Source organism: Sphaerospermopsis sp. FACHB-1094 (genome assembly GCF_014696195.1).
GTDB lineage: Bacteria > Cyanobacteriota > Cyanobacteriia > Cyanobacteriales > Nostocaceae > Sphaerospermopsis > Sphaerospermopsis kisseleviana.
Genome location: NZ_JACJPT010000024.1, coordinates 32287 through 57853 on the forward strand (window position 1 = coordinate 32287; position 25567 = coordinate 57853).

Consider the following 25567-nt stretch of genomic DNA (forward strand, 5'->3'; position numbering starts at 1 on the left):
TGGTTGGTTTTTCATGATTGATATTTGGTAATTAAATAAAAAACCCCTAGCGGTGTTAGCCAACCAGGGGAGATTAGTTATCAGGGTGCATCTACTGGTTAAATGTTCATTGGTTTTAATATTATTTCCGGAAAATTGGGTTGTATTTACATGATTGATCCTTGTCAACCAAATAAAAAACCCCCATTGGTGTGAACCAAATAGGGGAGATTAATTATCAGGGTGCATCTACCATCTAAACGTTCTCATTTAATGCACTATGCTCCGGATAAATTTCAACAAATGTAGGTGCTTGTCACTTACCGAAAAAATCCATAAGGCTAGTAGCTGGGTAGGGGAGTTAGTTATCAGGATTTGATTTTCTATACAGTTGAGCAGAAATTCTTGGGTCAAACATTGCTTTTTTTGCCAAAATTGAAAAGAAAACCCCCAGTAGGTGTTAACCTACCAGGGGAGTTGAAGATCAAGGTGCATCTACCAATAAAGTGTTCTAGTTGGAAGTAATCCAATCCGGATAAAGTTGTACCAGCACTTTAAGGCGAAACAACCCGAAAACAGAAACATTGCTCGGCAAGATGCTTCTAAAGTATCAGTTAGAGAGAAAACACTAGAAACTTTTACGGTGAAAACCGGATTTTAGGAGGCAAACAGGAGAAGTTGTGACCCAGGAATTTCACATTTCCGTGACTCCAGTAGGGCAAAATGACTACTTGGTGCGGACGGAACAAGTCGCACCTGGGGTGCCATTGGCAGAAGAACTGGTGAGTTGGCCTGTGGCTGAGTGGTTAGCGGCCGCAGGACATTTAATGAATGACCCTTTACAGTCAGTGCTACAGGGGGATGCTATAGCCAGAAACTCTGTAAACTTGGTGGCACTGGGTCAACAATTATATAATGCACTGTTTCAAGGCACTCTCAGAGATAGTTGGATTACTGCCCAAGGCATTGCCCAGAACCAACAACAGGTACTGCGCTTGCGTTTGGGATTAAAAGATACTCGGTTAGCGCGGTTGCCGTGGGAAGTGATGCACGCAGGCGATCGCCCCTTAGCCACTGGTCCTTATATCGCTTTTTCCCGTTATCAAAGTGGAATTCCTTCCACATCAAGATTACCAACACGCAACCTACCCACACCACAGGACGAAAGCGGAATAAGAGTGTTAATGGTGATTTCTTCTCCTACAGATCAAGTCCGTCTGGATTTGCTCAAACAAGAAGCAATCAAACTACAAGAAGAAATGCATCGCCAAGTCCCCCGCTCTGTGGAAAATGGTATTTATCTGCCAGAAATTGAATTGACTGTCTTGGATCAACCAGGAAGAGAAGAGTTAACCCAAGCTTTAGAACAGGGAAGATATCATGTTCTTCACTACTCTGGTCATAGTAATGTGGGTGCTAATGGGGGGGAAATATATTTAGTTAGTCGCAGAACTGGGTTAACAGAAACTCTCAGTGGTGATGATTTAGCCGGGTTGCTGGTGAATAATAATATCCAAATGGCAGTGTTTAACTCTTGTTTGGGAGCATATAGAGCAAAGTCTGATGGTTCTGGGGATACAGGAGAACGTAACTTAACGGAAAGTTTGGTGAAAAGAGGGATTAGTAGCGTTTTGGCAATGTCAGAACGGATTCCCGATGAAGTGGCGCTGACGCTGACACAGTTGTTTTACCGCAACTTAAGCCAAGGCTATCCTTTGGATCTGTGTGTGAGTCGGGTGCGTCAGGGCTTAATTTCTGCCTATGGTTCTCACCAGATGTACTGGGTATTACCGATGTTGTATTTGCATCGGGAATTTGAGGGTTTTCTGAGACCGCAACTAGGTTTATCTGCTAGTTCGGAGTTCCTCAACGACTATCAGCCTCCTGTGGGAGCATCTACTAATGCCATGTATGCGGCGGCGATAGATGATTTGGAAATACCTTTAACTCTGGAAGAGATGATGTCCTCTGAGTTGGCAAGAGAGCCTTCTGAGTTAGATTGGCTGGAGGATGATACTTGGGGGGATCTCATGGATGAAATAGATTATGATCACCCCGGTTATGATGAGGATTCAACGATTGTTGCGGATTTATTTCGCCAGTTGGGGAATCAACAAGCGCCAACTGACGAAACGCCCATGAAGGCGGAACTAGAGACACCAGTCTCCGAAAATCATCTTCATGAACAGCAACCTGCAAAAGAGGAAGAGGAATTTGATTTTTGGGGAGATAAACCAACTCCAACAACGCCCAATAATGCGCCCAATAATGCGTCCAATAATGTTGAAGGTAATCAGGTAAATTATCAACAGATACCTTTACCATCTTTTCGGCAACCACGTCGCCGTCGGCCATGGCCAATTTTAGGCATTTTGGGCGCAAGTGCTTTGGCTGTGATCATTGGTTTAAGTTGGTGGTGGAATCAGCGCCAGTCTGTAGTTCCTAAAATTCCAGTTATTCCTACTCCGACTGTTCCTGAGCCAAAAACAACACCCTTTGATTTAAAAAAATCATCAACAGGTATTGTTACTGCTAAAGCTACAGCAGAATTGAGCCAAGGTAATTTACAGGCTGGGCTAGACGCTGTGGCAGAATTACTCCATCGTGGGGCTTTAGAATCAGCAGATACGGCTTTAGCACTGATTCCTACTAAACAAAGCGAAGATCCGTCTGTGAATTTTTTCCGTGGACGATTGGCTTGGCAATTTGCCCAAACGAGAAATACAAAATACAGTATTGATGATGCCCGTCGTTATTGGGAAATTGCTGTGCGGGATCGCCCTGATTCGGTTCTGTATAACAATGCTTTGGGATTTGCTTACTATGCAGAGGGAAATTTGAATCGGGCTAATGATGCGTGGTTTAAGTCTGTGAATTTAGCACTTAAAGATCAGAATACAACCTTGATTGCAACTCCAGACGCTAATACTATCATGCCTTCAGAGGCTTTAACAGCTTATGCAGGATTAGCTTTGGGTTTATATAAATCTGCAAATAATCAATCTGCTGATAAACAAGGACAATATATTAAAGAAGCAATTAAACTGCGTCAAATGGTAATTCAGAATGAACCTGTTAAGTTTACAGTGGATAAATTAGCGCAAAATTGGCTGTGGACAGATCAGGCGATCGCAGATTGGCGATCGCTTCTTCAGGAACAAGAAAAGAGGTGATTGGTGATTGGTGACTGGTGATTGGTGACATAACTCATTGGAAACAAGTAGAGCTTGATTTACAGCTTTAGACAACGAATCTGGTTAGATATATAAACAACGCTCTGAGAAGTTAGGAATTGAAAAAAATGAAAAAAGTAGAAGCCATTATTCGTCCATTTAAGCTGGATGAGGTCAAAATTGCCTTGGTTAATGCGGGAATTGTGGGAATGACAATTTCGGAAGTCCGTGGTTTTGGACGGCAAAAAGGTCAAACTGAACGCTATCGGGGTTCAGAATATACCGTTGAGTTCTTACAAAAACTGAAGTTGGAAATTGTTGTAGAAGATAACCAAGTCGATATGGTGGTTGATAAAATCATTTCCGCTGCCCGTACTGGTGAAATCGGTGATGGTAAAATCTTCATTTCCCCTGTTGAGCAGGTTGTACGGATTCGGACTGGGGAAAAGAACACCGAAGCTGTGTAAGTTTTGAAGGTGTATAAATTGGGCGTTGTTGAATTTTCTTGTTCAACAGCGCCTTTTATTGCCTTTTATTGTTTGGTTGTGCTATACTGAGAAAGTTATAGATTACGTAACGCATAACATCTACCTTTATTTACAATATGTCTCCGTCAGAAAATTATCCTAAATATCGAGATAAAAAGACGGAACAATTTGTTTTGGGTGAAAGGGTAAAAGAGTTTCAAGCTTTTGCTAAACAAGCATATAAACGGCTTGATATTTTAGAGGCAGCAACTAGCAAAAAGGATCTAATGTTACTAACCAGTAATCATTTTGAGTCCTTAGAAGGTGATAGAAAAGGTCAATACAGTATTCGCATTAATAACCAATGGCGAATTTGTTTTAACTGGCCAGACGATGAACCAAAACCTTTCAATATAGAAATTACAGATTATCACTGAAGGAGAATTATATGGCACGTCCACCCATTCATCCTGGAGAAATTTTAGCTGACGAACTGCATGAATTAGGAATAAGTGCAAGTGAATTAGCTCGTTTGCTTCATGTCCCAAAAAATAGAATTACCGAAATAATTAATGGTAAAAGATCAATTACTGCTGATACCGCTTTACGCTTAGGACAATTTTTTGGGATGAGTGCTGAATTTTGGATGAATTTGCAGAAAAATTATGAACTCAAACTAGCTGAACAAAAAATTGGTCAAGAAATTAAAGCAACTATTTCTCCTTGGATATCCACTGGGAGTATGCAAGTTATAGCGTAAAACTTGGAACATTCCAATTTTGAAACAATAACCGCAGCAACACCAAAAACTCTCTGAAAATCTCTTGTCTTCGCTTCCTTCGTTTCTACCCTATGCCTTCGGCAAGTTACGCGAACGGGAACACCTTTAGTGAACGTGGTTCGTTAAAATTATCCTCAATAGAAAACGAATAACCCAAAAAAATCCTTACTCGACCAACTTCATCAACTGAGGAACTAAATTTTTCAAAGCATTACCCCGATGACTAATTGACTTTTTTAATTCTGGTGACATTTCGGCAAAAGTCAACTGTTTTTCTGGGACATAAAAAATCGGATCATAACCAAAACCACCTTCTCCACGAATTTCATAGAGAATTTCACCTTTACAAATACCCTCAGATTGTAAAACTATTTCTCCTTGAGGATTCGCAACTGCTATTGCACAGATAAACTGAGCTTGACGATTTTTGGTATCTCCTAATTCCCGTAATAATCGCCCAATTCTTTCTGCGTCACTATTACCATAACGGGCAGAATATACACCGGGTGCGCCATTGAGTGTATCTACAGCTAAACCAGAATCATCAGCGATCGCCCATTTTCCTGTAGCTTTGGCAATTTCTGAAGCTTTTAAACAAGCATTTTCTGCAAAAGTTTCTCCAGTTTCATCAACATCTAAATCTGCTGGTTTTAAGGTTAATTCCCAACCAGAATCAGCTAAATAAGCTTGCATTTCCCGCAATTTACCGGGGTTTCCTGTAGCTACTACGAGTGTTTTAGTCATTGGTTATTAGGGAATAGGGAATGGGGAATAGGGAATAGGGAACAGAGTTTTTGACTTTTGACTTTTGACTTGATTCTTCCCAGTCCCCAGTCCCCAGTCCCCAGTCCCCTAATTTGATTCTGCCCAAGTTTTAGCCCAATTTAGGGTTTGATGGACTTGTTCTAAAGTTGGTGCTTCGCAATAAAGGCGTAATACTGGTTCAGTGCCACTAAACCTAATCATTAACCAACTTTGATCAGCAAGACGGAATTTATAACCATCTATTGTATTACAATCAATGACTTTTTTACCTGCTATTTCTGTTAAAGGTTGGGTTTGTAATTGTTGTAATAATTTTCCTCTTACTTCCATACTCGCTAAGGGTAAATCTATCCGATCATAAGCTGAGGAAAAATTAGTTCTTTTCTGCAATTGTTGATAATAATCACCTAAATCTAAACCCGATTCTACTACTGCTTCTAATACATACAATGCTGATAGTAAAGCATCTCTTTCAGGAATATGGCTACCATAACCAATACCACCTGATTCTTCACCACCTAATAATACTTCTGTGGCTAACATTCTATCGGCAATGTATTTATAACCAACGGCGGTTTCAAATACAGGTAAATTCAATAAGTTCGCAACACGGGGAATTAAATCAGAACCGCTAACGGTTTTAACGATTTCCCCTGTAAAATTGCGTCTGGTTTTGAGGTGATCTATTAAGATGGGAATTAAGATTTGCGAACTGAGGAAATTAGCATTTTTATCTACTGCGGCAATGCGATCGCAATCTCCATCAAATACTAAACCTACTGTTAAACCTGAGTTATTATTGTTATTTTCTTCCCCATGATTTTTGATTTCTGTAAATAAAAGGGAAAGATATTTTGGTAAAGGTTCGGGCGCACCTCCTGCAAATAAAGGATCTCGGTTGCTGTTAATTTCTTTAACTTTTTCACCTAATAATCTACCCAAACCACTAGCAGCCGCACCGTGCATGACATCGGCAAATAATGTTAATTTACCTGATGATATTGCTTGACGAATTTTGTCAATATTTACTTTTTTTTCTAATGCTTGACAATAACTAGGCCAGGGATCAAATGTCTCTTCTTTGCCCGGAGTTGTTGCGGTTGGTACTGCTTCTGTTAATAGTGCTTCTATTTCTTTGGTAACTTCTGGAGGCACAGAACCACCAAAAGCACTCTTGACTTTTAAACCTAAATATGCGCCAGGATTATGACTAGCGGTGATGACTAAAGCGCCTAAAGCATTGAGGTCTTTTGCAGCCCAACTAAAAGCGGGAGTGGGTGCGTAGGTTTCGCTAAACAGGACATCAAAACCAACGGATTTGACAGCATCAGCGACAACACGGGCAAAATTTTCTGCCATAAAACGGCGATCGTAACCGACAATGATGGTACGGCTACTGACTGTGGAATAGTAGGTATTATATAATACTTTAGCGGCGACTGGGGCAACTATAGCTAGGCGTTCAAAGGTAAATTCATCACCGATAACACCCCGCCAGCCATCAGTACCAAACTTTATGGGGTTAGTTAAAATGGGCATGGAGATATCCTAAAAATTTCTAACAGAGGATTGTAGCATTTATAGCGGTGATTGGTGATTGGTGATTGGTGATTGGTAATTGGTAATTGGTAAAATATAATTCACCCTGTCACCTGTCACCTGTCAACTGTCAACTGTCAACTGTCAACTGTCACCTGTCAGCGAGGGAAGCAATGGCTAATGGTAAAATACGGTGTTCCTGAATTTGGATTCTGGCGTGTAGGGTTTCTGCTGTATCATCTGGTAATACTGGGACTGCGGCCTGCATGATAATTGGTCCGCTATCCATTTCTAAACGCAGTAAATGTACAGTACAACCAGTTATTTTCACTCCGGTTTCTAATGCTTGTTCTACAGCCCGCACACCTTTGAAACTCGGTAACAAGCTGGGATGAATATTAATAATTTTATCAGGAAAAGCGTCAATTAATTCCTGTGTTACCAAACGCATCCAGCCAGCCATAATCACTAATTCTACATCATGTTGATTAAAAGTTTTGACAATTTCTCTGTCTAAATCTTCGCGCTTTTTATAGTCACGATGATTTAATAATACAGCCTTTACTCCGTGATTTGCTGCCCTTTCTGCGGCTTTTGCTGTGGGATTATTGTAAATTAAAACTTGAATTTGGGCGTTGAGTTTCCCTGCTTGGATAGCTTGGGCAACTACTTCAAAATTGCTACCATTTCCTGAAGCCATTACTCCCAGTTTCAAAACGTTGCTAGGTTGTGAATTTTCCAGAGAAATATCAGGAGAAACTAGACTAGGTGTGCCATCAATGGGGTAATATTGACTCATAAACTCTCATAAAATTATGAATATACTGTGAATGTCTAAGATTATCATGAAACCATCCCGTTTTTCTCCTTCGGAACTACTAGATAATGATACTGCTGCGGCTTGGGTTTTTCTCACTCCAGCACTGATTTTGTTAGGTTTATTTATAATTTGGCCTATTGCCTATTTGTTTTATCTCAGTTTTACTGCTGGTAGTTTTACTTCATCTGGTATTTATTGGGTAGGTTTTAAAAATTATTGGCGGTTGTTGCTAAACTCTGATTTTTGGCAAGTTCTGTTTAATACCGTTTATTTTACTTTTGGTAGTCTTATTCCCAGTTTGGTGATTCCTTTGGGATTAGCGGTATTATTAGATCGTTCTTTAGCTTTGCGGGGACTTTTGCGAAGTGCCTATTTTCTCCCTTCTATTATCTCACTGGTTGCGGCTGGTTTAGGTTTTCGTTGGTTGTTTCAAAATACTGGTCCTGTAAATGGATTTTTAGATTTTTTTGGTGTTGCACCCATATCTTGGTTAGGTGATACTTTTTGGGCAATGCCTGTGATAATTTTATTTAGTATTTGGAAACAAATCGGGTTTAATATGGTGGTTTTTTTGGCTGGGTTGCAAGCTATTCCTCCCAGTCTTTATGAAGCAGCAGAATTAGATGGTGCAAATGGTTGGCAGAAATTTTGGCATATTACTTTACCAGGATTAAGACCTACTTTAATCTTTGCGACTGTCACCACGGGAATTTTTACATTACGAAGTTTTGAACCTGTTTATGTGATTACAGGAGGCGGTCCTTTAAATTCTACTAATTTGTTAGTTTATTACACTTATCAAGAAGCTTTTGGTCAATTTGATTTTGGTTACGCCGCCGCAGTTGCTACTGTGTTATTAGTGGTGACTTTGGTGTTAGTTTATTTGCAGTTACAAACCTGGGGAGATAATTGATAATTGATAATTGACAATTGACAATTGATAATTGATGATTCATAATTCATGATTATCAATTACTACCCAATCACCAATCACCAATCACCAATCACCAGTCACCAATCACCAATCACCAATCACCAATCACCAATCACCAGTCACCAATCACCAATCACCTTTAAAACTCTTTTTTCAAGAAGATCAAAATGGCGATCGCCAACAACATGAAACTGTAAAGTAAGCCATAACCAGCATTACTTAATAGTGTCATAGTATCCGGTATTGCTTGCAGTCCATAAACGGCATCATTTTTTAAATCTAAGCGAGATAAATCTGGGAGTATGAGATATAAACCTTGGGTAATTCTTTCTACCGCAGGGTTTTCACTGAGGCGACCTAATGCGACTAAATCTTTGGTAATATTGCCCATTAAATAGACGGCAAATGTTAAAGCTGTGGCTATTAAGGAACTGGTAAAAACTCCTAATGTGACAGCTACAGCCGTAATTAAAGTTAATTGTAAAAATAAGAAAAGTATGGCTAAAAGAATGCTGGGTAGGGGATAGGACATTTTACCAAGTTGCAAAAATACCAAATAAATAAATGTCATAGATGCTAGAAGTACACCCAACACACCTGATAAACCTAAGTATTTACTGGTGATAAATTCACTGCGGCTGATAGGTTTAGCAATTAACATGAAAATAGTCCGTTTTTCAATTTCTTTGTTGACAAGTCCTGTGCCAATAAAGACTGCAACAATTAAACCAATGATATTCATTACTGCTAAACCCACATCTAAAAAGATTTTGTCTTGGGTTGTAGCTGCAAATTCAAAAATTGCCCGGTTAGCAACAGCAAGGATAATTGCATAAAAACCGATAATGTAGAGGATGCGATCGCGTATCACTTCCTGAAATACGTTTTTTGCCATTACAAATGTTCTGACTGCGTTCATATTTTTTGGTAATTGGTAATTGGTAAGTGATAACTAAATCTACTGTTGTGGTGGTGGTGAACCAAGGAAAAATCTGCTGTTGCGTTCGCATTTAATTGCTGCTACCGCATTTTTATTTTCTAGACTTTTAACAGTTGATACTGGCTGAATTTGACAAGATTTTTGCAGATAAAATCCCCTACCATTAGCAGTTGGTCCTTGCCAAATACTCAGAATATCTAATCTATAACCAGATTTGATATTGACTACACGCGGTTCTATTTTCCATAGTCCTTTTTCTTCGTATTCGCCGAGGTTTTGGTTAATCATTCTTTTACCCAAATTGCCTACTTGTTGGTTAGCTTCTAGTAACCATCTTTCTACTTCTGACCAAGTTCTTCTGGATATTTGTTCTTCTATTAGCGGTTGAATTTTATTTAAAATCATATTACCGTTTTCTGGTCTTTTTGATTTTGGTTCTAGTTTAATTACAAAGGCGCTGCGTTGAAAATTATCTGCGGATAAACTGGGATATTCTTTTAACCATTTATCTATAACAAAGTAAAACTGAATCCAGCAACTTATCAACATCGACCAAGCAAGTAAAATAATGATTTTTTGGCGTGCTTCTAACTTGGGAAGGGTAGCTTTTGTTGATGTACCTGTTCCTGAGAAAAATTCTGGGATGGCGGTAATTATAGCTGCAATTGTCGGCCAAAGAACTATAGTTCTAGGTGTAACTACATTTTCCTGATGTCCAAAAGCAAATATACTGACTAAAAACCCAGTGATTAATGCACCTACTGGCATAAAAGTTCCTGGAACTCTTGCAGGACCATCGGTGGTATACCAAGCTGTACCTGCAATTAAAAATCCCCAACCTGTTAAGGCAATTATATCTTTGATTAGTCCTGTGGCAAAATATGAATTTACCCACGCGAAAAGGCTTAAGTAGATAAATGTCTGCCAAGAAAAAGCTTTGGGAGGCATGACAAGTTTTTGAATGCCCAAAAATAAATCTTGAACAAATTTAAATAGCTGTATTACTTCTTTAAACAATGATGAATTCATATTTGCACCTATTTTTAGCTATTTTTACCTGGCTGATGTTTTCACTTAGTTTCTCAATTTCTCAATTTAATTCCTAATCACAAAACCACGAATGACTAAAATTAATGAAATAGCGGTATAACTCAAGGAATTGGCGATTAAAGTAGTAGTAATTAAGCTGGTATTTTGTAATTTAATTCTTTCGCTAATAAGGATTTTTTGGCGCTGAGTGGTGTCTGTGCTTTCTTGTTTTTTACCCCCTTCATCTAAGGTAATAATCAACAGTTTTAACAATGCAAACTTGACTAAAAATGTACCAAAGAAAACCAGAAAGCCAATGAGAATTAGAGAATTCTGTATGCTGGCGCTTTTAAAGGTATTAAAAAATATATAACTAATCAATTCTGACTTGATACCTACAGCTAATATTGGTTCGACCATAAAAAATACATTCCAGCCAATGACACTGGAAAAAACGTTCATAGCTATGGCGTAAAAAATGCTGGTTTTTTTGTCAAATTTGAGTGATCTATTGAGAACGTACCCTTCTAGGGGAATGGCAATTAGTAAAAATAAAGTTTCAAACAAAATTGCCCCAAGGGGTAAAATTCTCGGTAATGTTAATTCGTCTGACATAAAGCTTCTATAAATGATAAAGTTTGAGATTTTTCAGGACGCAGGAGATAGGAGGCAGAAGGCAGGAGGAAACCACGTTTAAAAACGTAGGATTGAGTATAACATTGAATGAATCAATTTCTTGATATACCATGAAAGTATAACTGAGATTATACGGATGATGGGGGAAATTATCTCATTTTTCTGAGCATTTTTTCTCTAATTGTGCCAGGGAGTGGAAGTCGTGGCTACACAGACAAAATTTATCTACGTGGGTTTTAGGTTTTGACTACTGACTGCTGACTGTTGGTGAATTAGTTGGTAATACGTCCTGAGGTTCGGTAAGATCAGAAACAGCCACGTTACAGCTTTTCTAAAGTTTTCCAAAAATGACAAGAAATGGCATCGGTATTCGCACAGCACAAGCGCGTTCTGAACGCCTCACGGGTCAAATTCATGTTTATGATGGTGCGGGTAAAGGTAAGTCCCAAGCAGCTTTAGGGGTGGTTCTGCGCTCTATTGGGCTAGGTATCAATGCTGAGAGTAATTTTGATCGTGTGTTACTGTTGCGGTTTTTAAAGGGTCCAGAACGTGATTATGATGAGGATGGAGCGATCGCCGCTTTGCAGCGTGGTTTTCCCCATTTAATTGATCAGGTTCGCACTGGTAGAGCGGAATATTTCGGCCATGATGAAATTACCCCTTTTGATCGCGCAGAAGCAGCACGGGGTTGGGATGTAGCTAAAGGTGCGATCGCCTCTGGTTTATATTCTGTTGTGGTTTTAGATGAAATTAACCCTGTTTTAGATTTGGGTTTGCTTCCTGTGGATGAGGTGGTAAACACTTTAAAATCTAAACCCCAGGAATTAGAAATTATTACCACAGGTCGGGCAGCACCGCAACAATTACTGGATATTGCCGATCTGCACTCGGAAATGAAACCCCAACACCACCCCACAGCCAAAGAATTATTGATTGAAGGTATAGAAATTTATACTGGCGCTGGCAAAGGTAAATCTACTAGTGCTTTAGGCAAGGCTTTACAGGCAATAGGTAGGGGGATTAATCATCCTGGTTCTACCCGTGTATTAATTATGCAGTGGCTGAAGGGTGGTAGTGGATATACTGAAGATGCAGCGATCGCCGCTTTGCAGCAGTCTTATCCTGAAGTAGTGGATCATTTACGCTGTGGAAGGGATGCGATCGTGTGGCGTAATTCTCGGCAAGAATTAGATTATGTAGAAGCGGAAAGAGGTTGGGAAATTGCCAAAACAGCGATCGCTTCTGGTGTGTATAAAACTATCATCCTCGATGAACTTAATCCCACCGTTGATTTAGAATTACTCCCTGTTGAACCAATTGTACAGGCTTTGCTGCGTAAACCAAAAGACACAGAGGTAATTATTACTGGGCGTTGTCAAAATCAACCTGCATACTTTGATTTAGCAAGTATTCATTCTGAGGTTTATTGTCATAAACATTACGCTAATCAAGGTGTGGAATTGAAGCGGGGGGTTGATTTTTAAGAAGTTTTATTCATGTAGGGATAATTCATGAATTACCCCTACATAAAATTATATTTTTGTGTATTTTTCCTCCTCCTTAGCGCCTCTGCGCCTCTGCGTGAGAAAAAACATCCCTTTCCTGATATCCTAAAACCGAGAAAAATAACAATACAGGAAAATGGGAACAACAACCTTTCCCCAACCCAACCCCCAAGCAAAAATGCGCCTATTTTGCTTACCCTACGCAGGAGGTAGCGCCATGATATTTCGTACCTGGCCTAGTCATTTACCCCCAACTATTGAAGTCTGTCCTATAGAAATTCCTGGTAGGGGAAAACAAATGAAATTTCCTCCCTACACAAAAATGCAGCCTTTAGTTGAAGAAATAGCGAAAAATCTCATCCCATTTTTAGATAAACCCTTTGCTATTTTTGGACATAGTATGGGTGGACTCGTTGGTTTTGAATTAGCTCGTTTACTGCGCTCAGATTATAATTTAACACCATTACATTTATTTGTTTCTGCTCGCAATGCTCCCCAAGTTACACCCACAAAAAGAAAAATTTACAATTTACCAGATGATGAATTTTGGCAAGCAATTTGCAATTTTAATGGTACTCCTGATGGTGTCATAGGAAATGAAGAACTGATCCAACTTTTTCTGCCTATTCTCCGGGCTGATTTTACAGTTTTAGAAACTTATGTTTACACCCATCAACCACCTTTTGATTTTCCCATTAGTGTTTTTGGTGGACTGCAAGATCCCGCATTTACTGATTATGAATTAGAAGCATGGCAAGAACAGACGACAGCAGCTTTTTCTTTACATAAGTTTTCTGGTGATCACTTTTTTATTCGTGAACATGAAAAAGTTTTACTACAATATATATCTCAATATATCTCATAAGTTAGAATGAATATATTTTTTTTACTTTATAACTCTACCTAAGAGGGATTTTTATTTTTTGTTTTTTTGATAGAAATTTCACTGCTGCATAGCCTTCAATAATGGACAATTACCTCTTCCTTAAAGGAAGAGGCTTAAAAAAGCGGCATTTTTGGCTTTTTCCCTGGAAAAGAGAGGTTTTAAAGCTGGAATTAAACAATTAATTATCAATTATCAATTGTCAATTGTCCATTGATAACTGAGGGTAATGTTGAGATATTTACAACTAACATAAGGTGCATTTTTTATAGCCATACTTGTAACAAAGTGTGAAACAATGTAGCAGGTACGGCTATTGCGATTTCTATAGCTATAAAACCGAACCTACTAAATTTAAATCTTGGTGTTATTGTTGAATTAGGAAGCAAAAGATAAAGCTTCACGCAATAAAAAATTTAAAAAATATACGAGTATTGTTTGCCATATGTGAAGCTGAAAATTAAGCCTCCGCAAGCCAAATACAGCATTGTATAGGAGATAGTTATGGCATTAGTTCGTTGGGACCCTATCCGCGATCTTGAACGCTTAGAACCTTTCCGCGAACTTGAACGTTGGGACCCTTTCCGCGAAATTGATACTTTACAAAGGCGGATGAATCGTTTGTTTGAAAGAATGATACCAGGTGATGGAGGTGAAAGGGGAGGGTTAACTTTTATCCCTGCTGCTGAACTCGAAGAAACTGATGATGCCTATAAATTGAAATTAGAACTACCTGGTTTAGAAGCCAAAGATGTGAATGTTGAAGTAACTCCTGAAGCTGTTTCTATTACTGGTGAAAGGAAATCTGAAACAACAACTGAAAGAGAAGGTTACACTCGTTCCGAATTTCGTTATGGTAAATTCCAACGAGTAATTCCATTGCCTTCTACTGTGCAACATGAACAAGTTCAGGCTGAATATAAAGATGGTATTTTGCGGTTGAACTTGCCGAAAACAGAACCAGAAAAACAAAAAGCTTTCAAAGTTAATCTCGGTTAATTTTTAAGCTATTAGCTATCAGCCGTCAGACTATTTCTAGCCTGAGAAAGGGACTTCCAAATAAAAAAATATTCAATTAATTCTTGTGGGATAGGCCGGACAGCCTGCCCTTACACTCGGACGGGCTAGAAGCCCATCCCACAAGATTGGATAATTTATTTCTTGGAAGTCCCTAAATGAAATGTTGAAACTTTCTATTAAAAGCTGACTGCTGATAGCTGATTGCTGACTTCAAAACTTCTACTCAAGTCCAGGGGGAAGATATGGCAAAGGTAGTAGGAATTGATTTAGGAACTACTAATTCTTGTGTTGCTGTGATGGAAGGTGGGCAACCTTTAGTAATAGCTAATTCTGAAGGTCAACGCATCACTCCTTCTGTGGTAGCTTACACTAAAACTGGTGAACGTTTGGTAGGTCAAATTGCTAGACGACAAGCGGTAATGAACCCAGAAAATACTTTTTATTCTGTGAAAAGGTTCATTGGTCGCAAACATGAAGAAATTACCCATGAAGCAACGGAAGTTTCCTATAGGACACTGCGTGATAGTAATGGTAATGTAAAACTCAGTTGTCCCGCAGTTAATAAACAATTTGCACCAGAAGAAATTTCTGCCCAAGTTCTGAGAAAGTTAGTTGATGATGCTAGTAAATATTTAGGAGAAAAAGTTACTCAAGCAGTAATTACTGTTCCTGCTTATTTTAATGATTCCCAACGCCAAGCTACTAAAGATGCAGGTAAAATTGCTGGTTTAGAAGTTCTCCGCATTATCAATGAACCAACAGCAGCAGCATTGGCTTATGGTTTGGATAAAAAACAAAATGAAACTATTTTAGTATTTGACCTTGGTGGCGGTACTTTTGATGTTTCTATTTTGGAAGTTGGGGATGGTGTGTTTGAAGTTAAATCTACCAGTGGGGATACTCATTTAGGTGGTGATGACTTTGATAAAAAGATTGTTGATTGGTTAGCACATGAATTTCAAACTAATGAAGGTATTGATTTAAGGAAAGATAAACAGGCATTACAAAGATTAACGGAAGCAGCAGAAAAGGCAAAAATTGAACTTTCTAGCGCCACTCAAACTAATATCAATTTGCCCTTTATTACGGCTACCCAAGCAGGTCCTAAACATTTGGATATGACATTAACAAGGGCTAAGTTTGAGGAGATGACGGCGGATCTTTTAGATCGTTGTCGTAAACCAGTACAACAAGCATTGCAAGACGCAAAACTGACAAATGCCCAACTTGATGAAATTGTTTTAGTTGGTGGTTCTACTCGTATTCCCGCTGTGCAAGAATTAGTGAGAAGAATAACAGGAAAAGACCCCTGTCAAGGTGTGAATCCTGATGAAGTTGTAGCGGTAGGTGCTGCTATTCAAGCGGGTGTTTTATCAGGTGAAGTTAAAGATATTTTACTGCTTGATGTCACTCCTTTATCTTTAGGCGTGGAAACTCTGGGCGGTGTGATGACTAAAATCATTGGCCGTAATACAACTATTCCTGTGAAGAAATCAGAAATTTTCTCTACTGCGGCTGATGGTCAAAGTAATGTGGAAATTCACGTTTTACAAGGTGAAAGAGAGTTAGCAAAAGATAATAAAAGTTTGGGTACTTTCCGTTTAGATGGTATTCCTCCAGCACCCAGAGGTGTACCACAAATTGAAGTTACCTTTGATATTGATGCTAATGGTATTCTTTCCGTGACTGCTAAGGATAAAGCCACTAATAAACAGCAGTCAATTTCTATTACTGGTGCTTCTACTCTTGATAAACGAGATGTAGAAAAAATGGTGCGGGATGCGGAAGCTCATGCACAGGAAGATAGAAAAAGACGTGAACAAATTGATACTAAGAATTTAGCTGATTCTTTAGTTTATCAAGCTGAAAAAGAACTCAGAGACTTGGGTGATAAAGTCAGTGCTGGTGATAGAAGTCGAGTTGATGAGTTAGTCAAAGATTTGCGGGAAGCTATAAATCAAGATAATTTTGATCGGATCAAGTCTCTTAGCAGTGAATTACAGCAAACTTTGATGCAAATTGGTAGTGCGGTTTATGCCCAAGCGGGAAGACCAGATGTAAGTCCTGATGGAAGCAGTCGAGAAGCACAAGGTGGTCGGGGTGAAGATGTGATTGATGCTGATTTTGTGGAGTCCCAATCATAGGATATCAAGGAGTCAGGAGTCAGAAGATCAAGGAGATCCCCGACCACAAGTCAGGGATCTATTTCTCAAACAAAATAAATAGGGTTTGCTGAAAAAGTCTTGTCGTGAAGACAGGGAACAGTTTGAAGAGTTCGATGAGAGCGATTTTTCCTTTGTGTAGAAATTAAATGCAAGGTTTTTGAGATCCCACCTCGTAAAGTCTTGCACTTTTTTAACTTCCAGCAGGCTAAGACCCTTTACTTGTAATATTTTCACATTTATTCAGCAAGCCCTAAATAATGAATCATAAATTACAACAGATGAACAAATTCATTAGGTGATTTCATCCATGAGGAGGATGGTTTGACTATCAAATTTATGCAAAGTTATCCAGATGATCAGTAGATAGAGATGAACAAATAGAAAGATTTAAATTAAATATCAAATGTCATCTTCAGGAAAGGGGAGATTAGCGGCAAAATCTCAGAAGTTGAGATGGCTTTGCTGTTTATTCTTAACTATACAAATGTTTATCCTATTTGACTTTATTTTAAGGATTTGAATAAAACTTGCAGTAAAACACACACTGAAATTGTTTTGTTTGCTTGAATAGCTATATTAAGAGTACAGAACTGGGCAATTCTTAAATTATGGCTACCAAGATCATTGATGTGAGAGAATATACTGTTAGAGCGCATAAAAGACAGATTCACACTCGTGTTTTTCATTTTGTTTGTAAAGAATGTAATCAAGCGACAAAACGGGAAACCTTTGGACCTAGACCTTTATATTGTGAAAGTTGCCGTCCTCCTCAACCTCCGAAAAAATCTGCTCATGATCCTAGAAAACTGAAGCCTCATGCGATGAATTACAAAAGTGACATTGAATTAGAATAATTGAAGTAATATGAACACCCAAGAACAATTACAACCTCCTTCAGAGGTATTTATTAGACCATTGTTGGAATTACGAGACTATTATGCTGGTCTGGCACAAGAGTACCAACGGCTATTTATTGAAGCGCGATCGCAATTGGATCATGTGGAAGCTTTGTTGTCTCCTTGGTCCTGTCCTGATGAACATGAGGTTTCAGAATTAGCAACTGGTGATCCACAAGGTTCCCGTTTGTTTTTGGCATCAGATCATCAGTCTGATTTAGACTTGTTGGAGTCTGTAGAGTCAGAACCTTCTCACTCTCAAGAATGGAAAACAAATGGTTCAAGTGCTGCGTCTACAAAAGCAGCAGTTTCTCATGCGAGAAATACCTCTTTGGATAGTTATGAACATTTTACGAAGGGGGCGGAAATTCCCATGCTTCCTGAATATCAATCTCTGACTCGGATGGAAGCTTTGAGAATTTTATTGCATGAATATGCTGGTACTGTATGCCATATAGATTTTATTGTGCGATCGCTCTATGGTGAGTTAGAATCTACTATCTTTAAAATCGTCAAAGGTAGGGTTCAATCTTCTCTGACTCAAGGTAGAGAAAGGGGTTATTGGTCGGCTATTCCTAACGAACCTGGTTGTTATACTCTGGCTTTAAGTTTGTTAGATCCCAATCATCATAATGGCTCATCTACTCGTAGTAAAAGTAGAAGAAAAAAGCCTGTGGCTGTAACACACTCCAATGATATTCCCATGCTCAAAAAATATGAGGGTCAATTTTTAATTGATGCTTTGACATCTTTTTTAGGTGAACATAGAGGGCGGGTTTTTGGTGTGAATGAAGTCATTAATGGTATCTATGGAGAACTTGATGATCGGGACATGAGAGAGGTAAAAAATAAGGTTCTCAATGAATTATCTAGAGGTCATCGCACAGGTAGATTTTCTAGAGTTCCTAACCAAATTGGTTTCTATACCTGGGATGCAAGGATGATATCCAGAAGGATGTAGGGCATTGGGCATTGGGCATTGGGCATTGGGGTTATTCATCTTCCCCTGCCTCCTGCCTCCTGCCTCCTGCCTTCTGTCCCCAGTCAGCTATCTCATATCGTAACCAAACAAATTGGGGTCAACTTCTCCTAACTTTAAATCTGCTAAACCGTATTCTGCCCAGCGTCTTTCTACCATTGCGGCAACATCAGGATCAGATTCTAAAGGTGCGCCCCATTCATGTTCTGTTTCTGGGGGAATTTTGGTGGTTGCATCTATGCCCATTCTCCCCCCTAAACCAAGTTTTTCACTCGCAAAATCTAAGGTGTCAAAGGGGGTATTTGGTAATATAAATACATCCCTGGTTGGGTCAACTTTAGAACTAATTGCCCAGACAACTTGACGCGGATCACGAATGTTGATATCTTTATCCACAACTATCACAAATTTAGTATATGTGAATTGGGGTAAGGCACTCCAAAAAGCTAAAGCTGCTCGTCTTGCTTGTCCAGGGTATGCTTTATCAATAGAAATAATTGCTGCTTTGTAACTTAATGCTTCCATTGGCAGGAAGAAGTCAACTATTTCTGATACTTGTTGCCGTAAAATTGGGGTATAGATGCGGTTAAGGGCGATCGCCATCATTGCTTCTTCTTTGGGTGGACGACCGCTAAAGGTGGTAAGATAAATCGGGTCTTTGCGGTGAGTCATACACTGAAACCGCACTAAAGGCGAATCTTCCACACCGCCATAATATCCCATGTGATCGCCAAAGGGACCGTCGGGTAAAACTTCCCCTGGGGTGATAGTTCCTTCTAAAACAAATTCTGAATCTGCGGGTACTTCTAAATCTACTGTTTTACACTTGGCTAATTGTACCCCAGAACCGCCATAAAGTCCCGCAAATAACCATTCTGATAAATCTACGGGAATGGGTGTGGCTGCTGCCATAATGATTAAAGGATCGACTCCAAGGGCGATCGCCACTTCTAATTTTTTACCACGTTCCGCCGCTTTGCGTAAATGTCTCGCCCCCCCCCGCACCGATAACCAGTGTACGGTCATAGTATTACTAGATTGCAGTTGCAGACGATACACACCTACATTTGGCGTACCTGTTTCACAATCCTTGGTAATTACCAATCCCAGTGTAATTATCTTTCCGGCATCTCCCGGATAAGGACGTATTAAAGGTAACTTAGTTAAATCTAAATCATCACCTTCCACAACCACCTGTTGACAAGCGGGGAAAAAATCCCTTCCCGGTTTCGCTTTGACAACATCAAACAGCACTTTACCAAAATCTATCGCTTGAGAAATCTTTTTCGGGGGTTTGGGTTGCTGAAGCATACTTAACTTCCTCCCCAAAGTTTCCAACTCCTCTGGTTTTTCCATATTCATAGCCCAGCATATCCTTTCCACCGTCCCCATCAAATTCACTGCAACGGGGAAAGATGCACCTTTGACATTTTCAAAGATTAAACCTGGACCACCTTTTTGCAGCATTCGGTTGGAAATTTCCGCAATTTCTAGTTCAGAGTCTACTAAAGCCGAAATTCGCTTTAATTGTCCTCTTTCTTCCAGAATTTTAATAAATCCCCGTAAATCTCGCGCCATATCCCTCAGAGTTAAGAAGTGTAAAGTCTTCTTGATCTTAACTTGATATTTGGGTAGTTTGTTTGTACTGAATAAATTAGGATTGGCAAAATTAAACGCAGATACTTTAATTAGGTGTCAGTCTAAAAGTTCGATTAGTTCATCTTTTGTTAAATCTGCATCTCGCATTATTTTTAATAATAGACCTTTACCAATGGTTTTACCACTATGACGAGGAATAGAAACAACTCGATCATCTTGATGTTTCATTCTGACATGACTACCTTTTTGTCTCACTATATAAAAACCTATTTTTTGTAATGCGGTAATTAATTCTTCTCCTGTAATTGCTGGTAATTTAGTGATGATAAAACTACTTTGCTTACTCCTATAAATTCTGTTATTGACTCTTCTCCTAATTCCTCTAAACACATTTTAATTACTTCTTTAATATTAGTGATCAATTCATCAATGGTTTCTCCTTGACTATAACAGGCTTTCAGTTGAGGCACTTCACCAATATACATACCATCTTCATCTCTTTCAATTACTACATAAAATTCTTTATTTTTCATGGTTTTGTTTGTCACTGCTATAGTTTTCTGGCAGGTTCATTATGTCGGATTTTTATTATAACACAAACGAAAGATACCCGACTTCCTAATTGAATATTTGGTAAAGAATGTTAATTTATCAAAGAAGTCGGGTATCTAAATGCAGTTTTAGTTAGCATCATTACATTTGAGATATTTAGTAAAACATTTCTCACTTTGCTGATAAGCAAAAATTAAGAAATATAAAGATTTTTACCCTTACATTGATATTTTTATAGTATTTATGTACATTTCATGGTATGCTAAAATAAGAGATATTTTTTTTCAAATGGCGAAAAATATGGAAAATTTACTTCCTCAAAACATTTTGCAATTAAGTATTGCTGAAAGAATCCAATTAGTACAAGATATTTGGGATAGTATCACCATAGAGTCTAATGATCTAACTATTAGTGATACTCAAAAACAAGAATTAGAAAGACGTTTAGAACTCTATTATCAAAATACTCATCAAGTATCAACATGGGAGGAAGTTAAAAAAAGATTTAATCGTTAGTAATTCATTGTTTATTGAAATATGACTTATAAAATTTTGATTACACCAGAAGCAGAACTTGATTTAGAGGATGCTTTCAATTGGTATGAACAGCAAATATCTGGATTAGGTTCTGAATTTATTCGTGTGGTTGATGCTAGTTTTTCTGCAATTCAAAGAAATCCTTTTGCTTATCCAATTATTCATCAAGAAGTGAGGAGAAAGTTAATTCGTAAGTTTCCTTATGGATTACTTTATGTGATTATAGATGACAATATTTCGATTATTGGTTGTTTTCATGTGAAGCGTGATCCGCAGCAGTGGGAAAGACGTTTATAGGATTTTATATTATTCATAGTGACAGATCCCCGACTTCTTAATTTCATCTTGGGTAAATAATCATCATTTATCAAAGAAATCGGGGATCTTGTTTTTAAATTAAGAAATATAAAGATTTTTACCCTGACCTTGACATTTTTATAGTATTTATGTACTATATATGATATAGAAACAATCAAAACATCTCTAATTAGATTCTTTACAACATATTATAACATCACCCCAATCAGGTATAAATTGATTGATCCTGGACAATATTCCTTGTAAAATTACCATCGGCAAAATTATGACAAGTCAAAAAACCAAGTTTGCTGTTTATAATCTCGCGGGTAAGGAAAAAGCTTTTTATTTAACTGAAAAGGTAAAACTGGAAATTAAGCCAGATGCAATTCCTAAAAAAATGATTGCTCATAGTATCATGATTGTTGATCGTTCCGGTTCAATGTATTATGATATTGAGGCTTTAAAAGAAACATTAATCAAACTTTTGACACTGGATGAATACAGCAACTCAGAATTAGTGGTAACGCTAATTTCCTACTCTTCTAAAGGTGACTTAACCTGTCATTTTCAGCGTGTACCGATTCAGGAGGTAATGCAGCCAGATTCAGATTACATTGCTGATATCAAAGCTATTCGTGCTACTTATTTAACTTGTATTTCTCAATCTTTGAAATTAGCTAATGAATTGATTCATCCTGATGAATTAACTGCAATTACTTTACACAGTGACGGCTATGCTAATGATAGCAGTTTTAATTCTGAATCTAAGGCAATAGAGGGAATTTGTAATGATTTGAAAAACAAGGAAGTTTTTGTTAACACCATTGCTTATTCTTGCTCTTCTGATTTTAAATTCCTCGCTAAAATCGCTAATTCTGTTTCTGGTGTTTGTATCCAAGCTGGGAATATTAAGGAAGTTTATGATGCTCTTTATAACACTGTAAATGTGTTAAAAGAAGCGACGGGAATAGTCATAGAAGAAACCTTAGCTAGTGACTACAGTTATCAAGTTTTCTTTTCTCCCACTGCTGAAAAAATTAATGGTACAAACCAAACATTAAAAGTTTTTGGTTTAAAACCAGAAGACGAAGCTTACATCTATAAATATAAGCAAATTACCAAAGCAGCTTATGAACAATTAACAGATGTTCTGGTGGCACAAAATGATCCATCTGTTTATATTTTTGCCAAAGCAAATTTAGCTGATGGAAATTTGAATACTGCGAAATACGCGCTTGCGAGTACCTTCAATGCAACCTTAACCGCAAGACACGCAAAAGCTTTAACTAATGAAGACATTGCTGATTTTACCAAAGATTTAGAAATTGCCATTTTTTATCCTCATGTTTTAGCTGAACATGAAATTTTAGATTATGTCAAAGTTAATGATAAAATTTCCGTTTTGGCATTGATTGATATTTTATCAAAACATCATCAACATATCATTATTAACCTCAAACATCTGAAAGAAACTTATCAAAGAAAGGGTATTAAGCGGGTTAATGGTACAAGGGGAGAAAATGGAGAATTAATCAAACCTTGGTTAGAAATAGAATATATTGAACCAGGTGATTATGTGCAGATGGGAACTTTTGATATTAACCGCAATACCGCAACTATTAATATGATGCTTACGCAAAAAGTGAAGCTGGTAAAAACGGAAGATAAAACCCCCATTACTGAAGTTGCGGGTGTGTTATTAAATGATTTAACGACTTTTAATAATTATACCATTGTCAGTGATGGAGAAATTAATGTTAAGACTTTAAAAGTGAAAATTAGCAGTAAAAAAGCATTTGATGAATTGCAAGCGGTAGGGGTTATTGATAGGGAGGAATTTGATTTTCAAAAAGAATATACTTTGCAATTAGCAGATTTACCTTTAGTCAGTTTTGAAGGTAATTATAGCAGTGTGGAAGGTTTATTTACTCAACTGGCAGAAATTAAAACTTTAATGAGTATTTTATCTGCTCATTTACGGGAAGAGTCAGATGTATTTATTCCTGCACAAATTGAAGAATTGAAAAAACATTATCTTTCTAAAAGTCTGTATCTGAATTTTCCCACCACTAACGAATATACAGATTTGAAAGCAGCTTTATCTGATGGTAGTGTAGATTCAAGGGTGAGTTATAAGATTGATATTGGCAGTTTAGAAATTGTGAATTTTAATAAATTGTCTTCTGCTAATCAATTTCTTGATAAAAGATATGAAGTTTATGATTCAGAAACTGGGGAAATTTTCAAGAAACCAACTTTTGAATTAGCTTTTCAGGAAAATATTGCTTTTCGTAGTAAAGCTGTTGCTTCTAGGAATAAATTTACAAAAGCAGATGATTTAATGAAAGCTGTTTTTGATGATTTTCTGGGAATAGAAACAACGGGTAAATTTGCAGAAATTTTAAACTTGGTTGGTGCTGGAATTTTGGCTTTATTACTACAAGCAAAACACGCAGGTACACCTGTGGATAAACAGGAAATTATCGATGCGATGACAACAGCAAAACAGAAGTTAGAGAGTTACACAGAAAAAGTTTATCGAGAGAAAATTTCACCTTTAGTATTTTATATTGGTGCGACGGGTTTGTTACCTGATGACATGAACACTCAAGCGATGACTGCGGATGAAATTAGTAGTAAATATCCTGATTTGCAGTTTTCTAAATCTGAGCAAGAAGGGACATTTTTCGTAGTTGGTGATACTGTAATTAGTGTGTATGCAGAAAATGAATATTACAGTAAAAAACCTGTGAGTGTGAGTTAGGTAATTTCGGTAGCAATGCGATTTTCTGGGATGACTCCAACGGGAGAGCGATCGCTAATTAGGGGTTGTTGAATAAATCTGAAAAAAATCAAGGGATTGATGATGCGTAACCATACTTCTGGACCCTCACAGATAACTTGATCAATTGATTCCAGGAATTTAGTAATTTACTATTATAGATGTCTGATTTTTATAATTTTAGTAGTTGGAGCTTGAGAAGGATGATATTAACGAAACGGAAGAGTAGAAGCATTGCTGCTATTTTAGCCTTTTCTGGCACACTAACAATTTCAGGTTTACATAAATTTTACTTGGGACAGCCATTATGGGGAATTTTGTATGTATTGTTATCTTGGACACCAATTCCCAAAGTAGCTAGTGCTATAGAAGGGGTTTGGTATTTAGCGCAAGATGAAGAAGCTTTTGACCGAAACTTTAATTTTGGGAAGTCGGCAGTTAAAGTTTCACCACAGGTCAGTAATCAAGTAGAATCGGTAGCTAATGCCTTACGTGAGTTAGATGCTTTGCGCCAAGATGGCTTAATTTCTGAGTATGAATTTGAGCAAAAGCGCCGTCAGATGTTAGACCAGATTTCTTGATGTAATTAATATTTGTCTATAAATTCGGCGAAGTTTTACAATACCATGATAAACTGGCTACCTTTAAATCTCAAATTACAAAAACTCCGAGCTAAACTGCTCAATGATCCCTATTATCGTCTACAATCTGGGGCAGAAATTCAGATGGCCGTACAACTGGGGATGCGTATTGATGCTAATCAAGCGACTGTAGATGATTGGTTACGTTTGCCAGGGTTATCTATTCATCAAGGGCGATCGCTCGTAGAACTATCACGTTCAGGTGTTAAATTTTATTGTATTGAAGATATAGCAGCGGCTTTGAGTGTTCCTGTACAAAGGCTAGAACCACTGAAACCACTGTTAAATTTTAGCTACTATGATGATGGATCTCTCGCTAATACTACGCAAGTAAATCCCAATACCGCAACGGTAGAGAGTCTGGCGAAAATTCCATTGATAGATTTGTCTCTAGCTGAAGCGGTAGTGCAAAATCGCCTCACTGCTGGTTATTACCGTAACTTGGTTGATTTTCAGCAACGGTTAGGACTGTCAGGTGAGGCGATCGCTCAATTAATGTATTATCTGCGGTTTTAGGTAGGAGGTATGAGGCAGGAGGCAGGAGGCAGAAGGCAGGAGTTTTTTATTTTGGATTTTGGATTTTGGATTTTGGATTGTTTTTGTGATCTCCAATCTAAAATCTAAAATCTAAAATCTAAAATTTTC

26 protein-coding genes are annotated in these 25567 nt (G+C 38.0%); 17 read left to right on the forward strand and 9 right to left on the reverse strand.

The features are described 5' to 3' along the window. The first annotated feature begins 659 nt into the window (after positions 1-659). From hetF to H6F47_RS10165, 4 genes are all read left to right on the forward strand, one after another. Complete coding sequence (gene hetF, locus H6F47_RS10150; protein WP_190346759.1) at positions 660-3152, forward strand: cell division protein HetF; 2493 nt, start codon at positions 660-662, stop codon at positions 3150-3152. A gap of 128 nt (positions 3153-3280) precedes the next feature. Next, positions 3281-3619 carry a P-II family nitrogen regulator gene (locus H6F47_RS10155; RefSeq protein WP_096571842.1) on the forward strand — a complete coding sequence of 113 codons (339 nt, stop codon included), beginning with the start codon at positions 3281-3283 and terminating at the stop codon, positions 3617-3619. A gap of 137 nt (positions 3620-3756) precedes the next feature. Continuing rightward, positions 3757-4056 carry a type II toxin-antitoxin system RelE/ParE family toxin gene (locus H6F47_RS10160; protein ID WP_096571843.1) on the forward strand — a complete coding sequence of 100 codons (300 nt, stop codon included), beginning with the start codon at positions 3757-3759 and terminating at the stop codon, positions 4054-4056. Positions 4057-4067: 11 nt separating this feature from the next. Further along, positions 4068-4379, forward strand: a complete 312-nt coding sequence (locus tag H6F47_RS10165; protein WP_096571844.1) for a HigA family addiction module antitoxin — start codon at positions 4068-4070, stop codon at positions 4377-4379. 186 nt (positions 4380-4565) lie between these two features. On the opposite strand, the gene rdgB is transcribed toward H6F47_RS10165, so the two are convergent. The 3 genes from rdgB to purN form a co-directional block, all read right to left on the reverse strand. Beyond that, a complete protein-coding gene (rdgB, locus tag H6F47_RS10170) occupies positions 4566-5144 on the reverse strand; it encodes an RdgB/HAM1 family non-canonical purine NTP pyrophosphatase (protein WP_096571845.1) in 579 nt (192 codons plus the stop codon). Positions 5145-5252: 108 nt separating this feature from the next. After that, complete coding sequence (locus H6F47_RS10175) at positions 5253-6704, reverse strand: phosphoglucomutase/phosphomannomutase family protein (protein WP_096571846.1); 1452 nt, start codon at positions 6702-6704, stop codon at positions 5253-5255. Between the two features lie 151 nt (positions 6705-6855). Further along, positions 6856-7503 carry a phosphoribosylglycinamide formyltransferase gene (gene purN / locus H6F47_RS10180; RefSeq protein ID WP_137666086.1) on the reverse strand — a complete coding sequence of 216 codons (648 nt, stop codon included), beginning with the start codon at positions 7501-7503 and terminating at the stop codon, positions 6856-6858. 46 nt (positions 7504-7549) lie between these two features. Here purN and H6F47_RS10185 point away from each other — a divergent pair, with 46 nt between their 5' ends. Together H6F47_RS10185 and H6F47_RS10190 are read left to right on the forward strand one after the other, a co-directional pair. After that, positions 7550-8437 (forward strand): sugar ABC transporter permease, encoded by an 888-nt coding sequence (locus tag H6F47_RS10185; protein ID WP_096571848.1) that lies wholly within the window; start codon positions 7550-7552, stop codon positions 8435-8437. Between the two features lie 48 nt (positions 8438-8485). Next, positions 8486-8647 (forward strand): hypothetical protein, encoded by a 162-nt coding sequence (locus H6F47_RS10190; protein ID WP_190649018.1) that lies wholly within the window; start codon positions 8486-8488, stop codon positions 8645-8647. On the opposite strand, the gene H6F47_RS10195 is transcribed toward H6F47_RS10190, so the two are convergent. The 3 genes from H6F47_RS10195 to fraC all read right to left on the reverse strand — a co-directional run bounded on the left by H6F47_RS10195 (position 8598) and on the right by fraC (position 11042). Beyond that, the gene (locus H6F47_RS10195; RefSeq protein ID WP_190346763.1) at positions 8598-9377 is read right to left on the reverse strand and encodes an ABC transporter permease; all 780 of its coding nucleotides are present in this window, start codon (positions 9375-9377) and stop codon (positions 8598-8600) included. The two genes, H6F47_RS10190 and H6F47_RS10195, sit on opposite strands and share 50 nt — an antisense overlap. Before the next feature lie 39 nt (positions 9378-9416). Beyond that, complete coding sequence (gene fraD / locus H6F47_RS10200; protein WP_137666084.1) at positions 9417-10427, reverse strand: septal junction protein FraD; 1011 nt, start codon at positions 10425-10427, stop codon at positions 9417-9419. Positions 10428-10493: 66 nt separating this feature from the next. Further along, positions 10494-11042 carry a filament integrity protein FraC gene (fraC, locus tag H6F47_RS10205; protein ID WP_096571851.1) on the reverse strand — a complete coding sequence of 183 codons (549 nt, stop codon included), beginning with the start codon at positions 11040-11042 and terminating at the stop codon, positions 10494-10496. 368 nt (positions 11043-11410) lie between these two features. Here fraC and H6F47_RS10210 point away from each other — a divergent pair, with 368 nt between their 5' ends. The 6 genes from H6F47_RS10210 to H6F47_RS10235 all read left to right on the forward strand — a co-directional run bounded on the left by H6F47_RS10210 (position 11411) and on the right by H6F47_RS10235 (position 18493). Then, positions 11411-12547 carry a cob(I)yrinic acid a,c-diamide adenosyltransferase gene (locus H6F47_RS10210; protein ID WP_137666083.1) on the forward strand — a complete coding sequence of 379 codons (1137 nt, stop codon included), beginning with the start codon at positions 11411-11413 and terminating at the stop codon, positions 12545-12547. Between the two features lie 157 nt (positions 12548-12704). Continuing rightward, positions 12705-13433 carry a thioesterase gene (locus tag H6F47_RS10215; RefSeq protein WP_190649021.1) on the forward strand — a complete coding sequence of 243 codons (729 nt, stop codon included), beginning with the start codon at positions 12705-12707 and terminating at the stop codon, positions 13431-13433. A gap of 522 nt (positions 13434-13955) precedes the next feature. Further along, positions 13956-14450, forward strand: a complete 495-nt coding sequence (locus tag H6F47_RS10220; protein WP_137666080.1) for an Hsp20/alpha crystallin family protein — start codon at positions 13956-13958, stop codon at positions 14448-14450. Between the two features lie 263 nt (positions 14451-14713). After that, a complete protein-coding gene (gene dnaK / locus H6F47_RS10225) occupies positions 14714-16615 on the forward strand; it encodes a molecular chaperone DnaK (RefSeq protein ID WP_137666079.1) in 1902 nt (633 codons plus the stop codon). Between the two features lie 629 nt (positions 16616-17244). Continuing rightward, entirely contained in the window at positions 17245-17490 is a 246-nt protein-coding gene (locus H6F47_RS10230; protein WP_096571856.1) for a hypothetical protein, read from the forward strand. Positions 17491-17500: 10 nt separating this feature from the next. Beyond that, entirely contained in the window at positions 17501-18493 is a 993-nt protein-coding gene (locus H6F47_RS10235) for a hypothetical protein (protein WP_096571857.1), read from the forward strand. An 87-nt stretch (positions 18494-18580) separates the two neighbouring features. Here the strand turns inward: H6F47_RS10235 and H6F47_RS10240 are convergent, their stop codons facing one another. From H6F47_RS10240 to H6F47_RS10250, 3 genes are all read right to left on the reverse strand, one after another. Next, positions 18581-20089, reverse strand: coding sequence for a UbiD family decarboxylase (locus tag H6F47_RS10240; protein WP_190649024.1), 1509 nt, complete (start codon positions 20087-20089; stop codon positions 18581-18583). 117 nt (positions 20090-20206) lie between these two features. Further along, positions 20207-20500 carry a type II toxin-antitoxin system HicA family toxin gene (locus tag H6F47_RS28850; protein WP_322743424.1) on the reverse strand — a complete coding sequence of 98 codons (294 nt, stop codon included), beginning with the start codon at positions 20498-20500 and terminating at the stop codon, positions 20207-20209. Continuing rightward, a complete protein-coding gene (locus tag H6F47_RS10250; RefSeq protein WP_137666076.1) occupies positions 20398-20643 on the reverse strand; it encodes a type II toxin-antitoxin system HicB family antitoxin in 246 nt (81 codons plus the stop codon). The genes H6F47_RS28850 and H6F47_RS10250 overlap by 103 nt, the downstream gene beginning before the upstream one ends. Before the next feature lie 262 nt (positions 20644-20905). Between H6F47_RS10250 and H6F47_RS10255 the strand changes: the two genes are divergently transcribed. The 5 genes from H6F47_RS10255 to H6F47_RS10275 all read left to right on the forward strand — a co-directional run bounded on the left by H6F47_RS10255 (position 20906) and on the right by H6F47_RS10275 (position 25438). Continuing rightward, entirely contained in the window at positions 20906-21178 is a 273-nt protein-coding gene (locus tag H6F47_RS10255) for an addiction module protein (RefSeq protein ID WP_347237712.1), read from the forward strand. Between the two features lie 21 nt (positions 21179-21199). After that, the gene (locus H6F47_RS10260) at positions 21200-21496 is read left to right on the forward strand and encodes a type II toxin-antitoxin system RelE/ParE family toxin (protein ID WP_137666075.1); all 297 of its coding nucleotides are present in this window, start codon (positions 21200-21202) and stop codon (positions 21494-21496) included. Between the two features lie 286 nt (positions 21497-21782). After that, positions 21783-24263, forward strand: coding sequence for a vWA domain-containing protein (locus H6F47_RS10265; protein ID WP_190649027.1), 2481 nt, complete (start codon positions 21783-21785; stop codon positions 24261-24263). Between the two features lie 224 nt (positions 24264-24487). Continuing rightward, positions 24488-24862: an NINE protein gene (locus H6F47_RS10270; protein WP_096572842.1), complete on the forward strand. Its 375-nt coding sequence runs from the start codon at positions 24488-24490 to the stop codon at positions 24860-24862. A 45-nt stretch (positions 24863-24907) separates the two neighbouring features. Beyond that, entirely contained in the window at positions 24908-25438 is a 531-nt protein-coding gene (locus H6F47_RS10275; protein WP_137666073.1) for a ComEA family DNA-binding protein, read from the forward strand. Positions 25439-25567 lie beyond the last annotated feature (129 nt).